Genomic DNA, 6,000 nt, shown 5'->3' with positions numbered 1-6,000 from the left:
ATCACGGTCGATGCGCAGGTCGAGAAGTTCGCCAAGAACGTCTCCCACACCTACCCCGGCCCCCTCCAGGGCCTCTACAACGTCGCCTCCTACGCTGGCGGCGAGTACTTCAAGCTCCAGACGTACCACCAGCTGAGCGAGGGCTCCCTGGAGGCGAAGGTCCTGCTCGGCCCCGCCGGCGCCGGCGCATCGTCGGCCCCGGAGGCCGGCCAGTAGTGGTGCGCCGATTCCCTGGGCGGTGAGTGCCCGGGAACTCGAGGCGTGACCGATGTCGGGAGACGCCAGAACGTGAGAACGCCTGGTGGAACGGCGGCTGTCCAGCCGTGACCACCAGGCGTTTGGCGTACCCGTGCCGCCTGCAATCCGTCGCAGGACCCCGCCCTGCCGTGTCTCCACCAAGCCTTAAGCGGGACGCGAGACGGTCAAGGGAAAATAGCCGGAAATCGTGACACATACGGGGAGTTAAGGCCCATGCGTACTTATGGACAGTTCGCTCGCTTCCTCGAGAGTCTCGGTGCCTCGTTCGGGATCGTGGCACTTCGGATCTCCATAGGAATCATCTACCTGTGGTTCGGAGTGCCCAAGTTCTTTCCGGGGGTCAGCCCGGCGGAACCCCTGGTCCTGAAAACCGTGGACAAGCTGACGTTGGGGATCATCCACGGAACAGTCGCTTCCGTCCTGACCGGCGTACTGGAAGTATTTATCGGCCTGCTCTTGATCAGCGGAAAAGCGCGCACTCTGACGGTCATGATACTTCTCGGGCACATGGCGGGAACGTTCACTCCGCTCTTCTTGTTCCCGAGAGAAACCTGGGAGTCCTTCTGCGTCGGAACTCTTGAAGGGCAGTACATCATCAAGAACCTGGTGATCGTGTCGGCCGCCCTGGTGATTGTCGGTCAGTCGAAGTCGCGGAACCGGCTTGCGCCTGCCGAGAAACCTCTGCGTGCAGAGCAGACGGCAGGCTCGCATTCGTGAAAGACGTCTTCGCGCCGGTGACCGGAAAGAAAACGGAGCTCGCCGGCAGTCCCCGCTCACGGGGACTGCCGGCGAGCTCCGTCATTGCGTTCAGTTCCCGGCGCTGGATGCACCCGTGGCGTCCTCGATGAGGTCGTCGAGGCTGAGCTCGAACAGTCCGCCCGCTCGTCCGCTGAGTCCGGAGATCAGCTTGACGAAGTCGACCTCGGCGTCGTTCTTCTTCTCGGGGTCGATCATGTCCTGGGCCATGTTGAAGTAGAAGCCCTTGGTCTTCGAGCGGTCGTAGAACCCCTCGACGAACTGGCGGATGTCGTGGAAGAAGTCCTGGTAGGCCGCGGAGTACCGGTCGAGCGCCTTCTCCTCGATCTCCGGGTGCTGGAGTATCTGGTCGACGACCTTCGACAGCGTGCTCGCCGCCAGGGTCGCGAGCGCGACACCGGTCGAGAACAGCGGGTCGACGAACGCGGCGGCGTCACCCACCAGCACCCAGCCGTTCCCGTGGAAGCGCTCGTTGGTGTACGACCAGTCGCGCGCGGAGCGGTAACCCGCGGCCTGGGTCGCGTCCCGCAGCAGGTCCTTCAGCTTGGTGGTCTGGGCGATCTCGGACTCGAAGAGGTCCTCGAGGGACTTGTCGGACGCGCTCGCGAGCTCCGAACGCGTCACGTAACCGACGCTGAAGACGCCCTTGTCGATCGGGATGCCCCAGAACCAGCCGTCCTGGGTGCCCTCGATGAGGATGTTGCTCCACTCGTCGCCGGGGAGGCGGTGGCAGTTGTCGAAGTACGTCCACACCGCGACGTTGCGCAGCTGCTCGTTCCAGTTGACCTCGGAGTACTTCCGGCCGAGCACGCGGGCCTGCCCGGAGGCGTCGATGACCAGGCGGGCCCTGGCCTCGTGGTTTCCGTTGAGGCCGCGCAGAGCGTAGCGGACGCCGACGACGCGGCCGTCCTCCTCGATGGGCTCCTTCACCGTCGCGTCCTCCACGACGAAGGCACCCAGTTCGCGGGCCCGGTCCATAATCAGCGCGTCCAGGTCGGCACGGCGCGTGTGGAAGGCGTAGGGAATACGACCGCCCGTGGTGAACGAGAAATTCCACGGAACCTCGTTGTTGCCCCAGACCAGAGTGCCGCCGTACTTACGCTCGAACCCCTTGGCCTCCATGCGTTCCTTCAGGCCGAGTTCCTCCATGGGAACCATCACGCCAGGGATGAGCGACTCCCCGACGTGATACCGGGGGAATCGCTCACGGTCGAGCATGAGAACACGGTGTCCGCGCTTGGCGAGAAGCGCTGCGGTGGTCGCACCGGCGGGTCCGCCGCCGATGACGATGACGTCGAAATCGCCAGAAAACCCGAAGAGAGTGGACGACATACGAGACCTTCCCCAGTTCCGATCCGGCCGCATTCGCGAGACGTGTGAGGACAACTGCTGCTCCCGCAAAGCGCATTCACAGACCAGAATGCAGGGACCGGTCAGGCGGTGTCATCGCCCAGATTGCTCAGCGGGACATCCGTCGAAAGGAGTCGGGATCCCAAAAGAACGCCAGAGCATCCGTCCGAGCGTCACCAGCCCGGATGGTCGGTCCGGGAGCAGGGGGACAGATGAGGTGCGTCGGCGTCAGGCCGCGTACAAGTCGAACGTGGAGGTGCGGCGGGGGCCCGCGACGACGTCCAGGCGGGGGTCGACCGAGAGCATCGCCTGGTGCATGCGCTGGAGCTGCGGCGAGGGCTCGACGCCGAGTTCCTCGATGAGGCACTGGCGCAGCCGGAGGTAGACGTCGAGCGCGGCGGCCTGCCGGCCCGAGCGGTACAGGGCCACCATCGCCTGCGAGTGCAGCCCCTCGTGCTGGGGGTGACGGGCGACCAGATCGGTCAGCTCGGCGATCAGTTCGACGTGCCGGCCCAGCCGCAGCTCGGCGTCGATACGGCGTTCCTGGGCGACCAGGCGGCTCTGTTCCAGCCGCAGCACCTCGATCTCCAGCACCGAACCGACCCGGACGTCGACCAGCGCCTGTCCCTCCCACAGGTCCAGCGCCTCGCGCAGCAGGGAGGCCGCGCTGGCGTCCTCACCGTCCTCGAAGGCGTGCTGGCCCTTGGTGACCAGCCGCTCGTAGCGGTAGACGTCGACCGCCTCGGCGGGGATCTGGAGCAGATAGCCGCCGTAGCGGGTGGCGAGTATGTCCTTGGCCGAGCCCGGTACGTCCGGGCCCATGGCAGTGCTCAGCATGCGACGCAGTTGGAGGATGTACGTCTGGAGCGTGGTCAGCGAGCTCTGCGGCAGGTCGGTGCCCCAGACCTCCTCCATGAGGGTGGGCACCGGCACGACCCGGCCGGGGGAGAGGGCGAGCAGCGCCAGGATCTGGCGGGGCTTGCCCGCGGTCGGGACGATCGAGATTCCGTTCACTTCGGCACTCAGGGCACCCAGCACTCTTATGTTCATTCTTCCTCCGTACCCTGCCAGTGGCCGTCGATTCAGGGTTTTAACCAGGATTTGGATAGTGTCTGCAGCGTCGATTCTGCTCGGTCTGCCTCAGGGGGCCATAAAGCTTTCATGGAGTTATACGCGAGGTGTCGTCTAGTATTTCTCCAGCCGTCGTCCAGGGGCGGGTCCCGGGGAACCCCGGCATCTGTTCTCAGGCAGGGTTGTGCTGTTACCTTCCAGTCATGGCGACGGAATCGAAAGGTTCGACGGCCCATTGCGACGCGGGCCCCCTCATCCTGGGACTGCTGGCCCGTCTGGACGCGACGGGTGGGTGTGACTTCCTGCCGGATCTACCGGGGGAGAAGCTGCTCTCCCTGCTGAGCTGCTATCACCGGCGCCCGATGCGGGTGGGTTTCCCGGAACCGGCCGCCGAGCGGACTTGAAATCCGCTGAAGGAAATATTCCGGCGCGAGGAAGGCATGAAAAACAGGGTCCGCCGGCAAGCTGACGGACCATCATGCACATCGAGGAGGCGAAGAAGACCGTGGGCCGGCCGCTGCCGCATCGGGGCCTTCGCCCAGCCCGCCCGGCCGCTCAGCCACCGGCGCCGCTCCAGTGGGCCGAGGAGGTCGTGGCCGGGGGCCTGGCGGAGCCGATGGAGACCCCGATGGCGGGTACGGCCGGCGCGGTGAGGCGGCGGCGCGGCCGGGCGCCCTGGCCGTGGGTGGTGCTGGGCGGTGTCAGCGGGGCGGGCACGCGCGTGGCGCGCAGGAGGGCCCGCAGCTCGCGGCGGCGCAGCCCGGCGGCCGGCGGGTCCACGGTGTGCAGGCGCTCGAGCAGCAGCCTGGCCGCGTCCTCGTCGCAGGTCGCGGCGGCGGCGATCCGGGCCTCGTAGCGCCGGCCGAGCCGGGCGCGCAGTCCGTCCGGCGCCAGGTGCGCCTCGGCGCCGGCCGCACCGAGGTTGCGCAGACTCGCCTGCCAGGCGGGGGCCAGGTGCTCGGCGAGGGCGCGGCGCAGCCGGAAGTTGACGCCGATGGCGGTTCCCTGGCTGGCCAGCACGTGGTCGAGGACGAGGGCGGACTGCACGGCGAGGGTCATGCCGTGGCCGTGGGCCGGGTCGAGGGAGACGTAGGCGTCACCGACGACGAAGAACTGGTCGGGCCAGCGGCGCAGCTTCTCGTAGTGGCGCCAGCGGTTCTCGGTGCGGGCGCAGGCGTAGACCGGGCCGAGGGGGGTGGCGGCCTCGATGACATCGCGCAGCAGCGGGTGGCGCAGGTCGCCCGCGGCGCGCAGCAGGGCCTCGTGGTCGGCGGGCGGGCGGCTGCCGTCGTCGGCGCTGAGCGTCACCGACCAGCGGCCTCCCTCGATGGGGTGGAGCATGCCCTGGCGGGGGTGGTCGGGGGTGCCCATGAGCAGCAGGCTGCTGAAGTCGGCGACATGGCCGATGGGCGGCGCGAACACGGTCGAGGCGTAGGTGGTCCGGGTGTGGGCGACCGACTCCCGGGGCGTCTGGTAGCCGAGTGCGGCGAGCCATTGGGGGGCGTGGGAGCCGCGCCCGGTGGCGTCCACCACGAAGTCGGCGGAGATCAGGTGCCGGGGGCCCCAGCCGTCGGGCGTCTGCCGGTCCCGGCCGCGCGCCCAGACGCCGACGACGGTGTCATGGCGGCCGGGCTCCAGGGAGACGACCTCGTGCTCCGGAAGGAAGGTCACCTTCGGGTCGGCGCGCAGCCGGTCGCGTACGACGGCGTCGATCAGGTCGCGGCCGGCGCTGAGCACTAACAGGCCGGCGTCGAAGCGGGGCAGCCAGCCGGCCGGGCCGAGCAGCAGCATGTCCTTGGGCATGCGGACCCGGACCGCTCCGGCGCCGGTGAGATCCGCGACGATGCCCGGGAACAGCTGCTCCAGGCCCTGGTGTGCTGCGGGCATGAGGGTGTGGGTGTGCCGGGCCTGGGGCACGCCACGGCGCCGCCCGAATCCGCGGGGCAGCCGGTCGCGCTCGATCACGGTGACCCGGTCCATGAAGTTGGCCAGGGCCCGGGCCGCGGTGAGCCCGGCGAGGCCGGAGCCGATCACCACGGCGTGGCCGTGGCCGCCGTCCCCGTCGACGGCACCTGCCTCCAGGCTCATCTCCGGTCCCCCTCCTGTGCGTTGTAGATGCATCATGCGGTGCGGGGCCCTCGCCGCGGCAGGGGATTCCCGGCCGGTCCGGACGGCGACGGGCGCGGTGGCACCGCTTTGGGCGGAGCCGGGAAACGCCCCGTGCCTTGGGGGTTTTCCGGGCTGATCTGCCTGGTGGGGGGCGCGCACGTCGGCCCGGTCGGCGGCACTGTGCGGGCCCGGCCCGCGGCGCCGGGCGGGCGCGAAGGTCTCAAGCGTTTTTCCAGGCGGTTGCGATGAGGACTCCGGTGAACGTCGAGCACTCAGACGGCGAAGGCCGGGTCCGGCAGGGCCCGCAGACCCTGCATCACATGCCCAGATCGGCACTGAGAGAGTCTGGAGTTCCCCTTTAGAGCATCTTGATTGTCAATTCAGAGCATCTTGATTGGCAACGATCAGCGTTGACACCTTCAACCGCCCCGTGGAAGTCTCTCAGTGCACCCACAG

Annotated in this window: 5 protein-coding genes and 1 pseudogene; 3 read left to right on the top strand and 3 right to left on the bottom strand. The window is 68.3% G+C overall.

Annotation, left to right across the window (positions count from 1 at the left end; genetic code table 11):
* A pseudogene (locus tag ACWD35_RS38405) lies at positions 1-216 on the top strand (hypothetical protein); the annotation flags it as partial.
* Between the two features lie 255 nt (positions 217-471).
* Positions 472-975 carry a DoxX family membrane protein gene (locus ACWD35_RS38400; protein ID WP_451356001.1) on the top strand — a complete coding sequence of 168 codons (504 nt, stop codon included), beginning with the start codon at positions 472-474 and terminating at the stop codon, positions 973-975.
* 90 nt (positions 976-1,065) lie between these two features.
* Here ACWD35_RS38400 and ACWD35_RS38395 read toward each other — a convergent pair whose 3' ends face one another.
* Positions 1,066-2,346 carry an NAD(P)/FAD-dependent oxidoreductase gene (locus tag ACWD35_RS38395; protein ID WP_451356000.1) on the bottom strand — a complete coding sequence of 427 codons (1,281 nt, stop codon included), beginning with the start codon at positions 2,344-2,346 and terminating at the stop codon, positions 1,066-1,068.
* A gap of 246 nt (positions 2,347-2,592) precedes the next feature.
* Positions 2,593-3,414, bottom strand: coding sequence for an AfsR/SARP family transcriptional regulator (locus tag ACWD35_RS38390; RefSeq protein ID WP_451355999.1), 822 nt, complete (start codon positions 3,412-3,414; stop codon positions 2,593-2,595).
* A 224-nt stretch (positions 3,415-3,638) separates the two neighbouring features.
* Between ACWD35_RS38390 and ACWD35_RS38385 the strand changes: the two genes are divergently transcribed.
* Positions 3,639-3,839, top strand: coding sequence for a hypothetical protein (locus tag ACWD35_RS38385; RefSeq protein WP_451355998.1), 201 nt, complete (start codon positions 3,639-3,641; stop codon positions 3,837-3,839).
* A gap of 151 nt (positions 3,840-3,990) precedes the next feature.
* Here ACWD35_RS38385 and ACWD35_RS38380 read toward each other — a convergent pair whose 3' ends face one another.
* On the bottom strand, positions 3,991-5,523 hold the full coding sequence (locus ACWD35_RS38380; protein WP_451355997.1) for an FAD-dependent oxidoreductase: 1,533 nt from the start codon (positions 5,521-5,523) through the stop codon (positions 3,991-3,993).
* Positions 5,524-6,000: the final 477 nt, after the last annotated feature.

This window comes from Streptomyces sp. NPDC002671 (genome assembly GCF_053592475.1).
This window is presented reverse-complemented; position numbering and strand designations above follow the sequence as displayed.

Excerpts from the sequence above, each read along its gene's own strand:
- ACWD35_RS38400 (WP_451356001.1), top strand. The coding sequence starts at position 472 with ATGCGTACTTATGGACAGTTCGCTCGCTTCCTCGAGAGTCTCGGTGCC.
- ACWD35_RS38385 (WP_451355998.1), top strand. The coding sequence starts at position 3,639 with ATGGCGACGGAATCGAAAGGTTCGACGGCCCATTGCGACGCGGGCCCC.
- ACWD35_RS38395 (WP_451356000.1), bottom strand. The coding sequence starts at position 2,346 with ATGTCGTCCACTCTCTTCGGGTTTTCTGGCGATTTCGACGTCATCGTC.
- ACWD35_RS38380 (WP_451355997.1), bottom strand. The coding sequence starts at position 5,523 with ATGAGCCTGGAGGCAGGTGCCGTCGACGGGGACGGCGGCCACGGCCAC.
- ACWD35_RS38390 (WP_451355999.1), bottom strand. The coding sequence starts at position 3,414 with ATGAACATAAGAGTGCTGGGTGCCCTGAGTGCCGAAGTGAACGGAATC.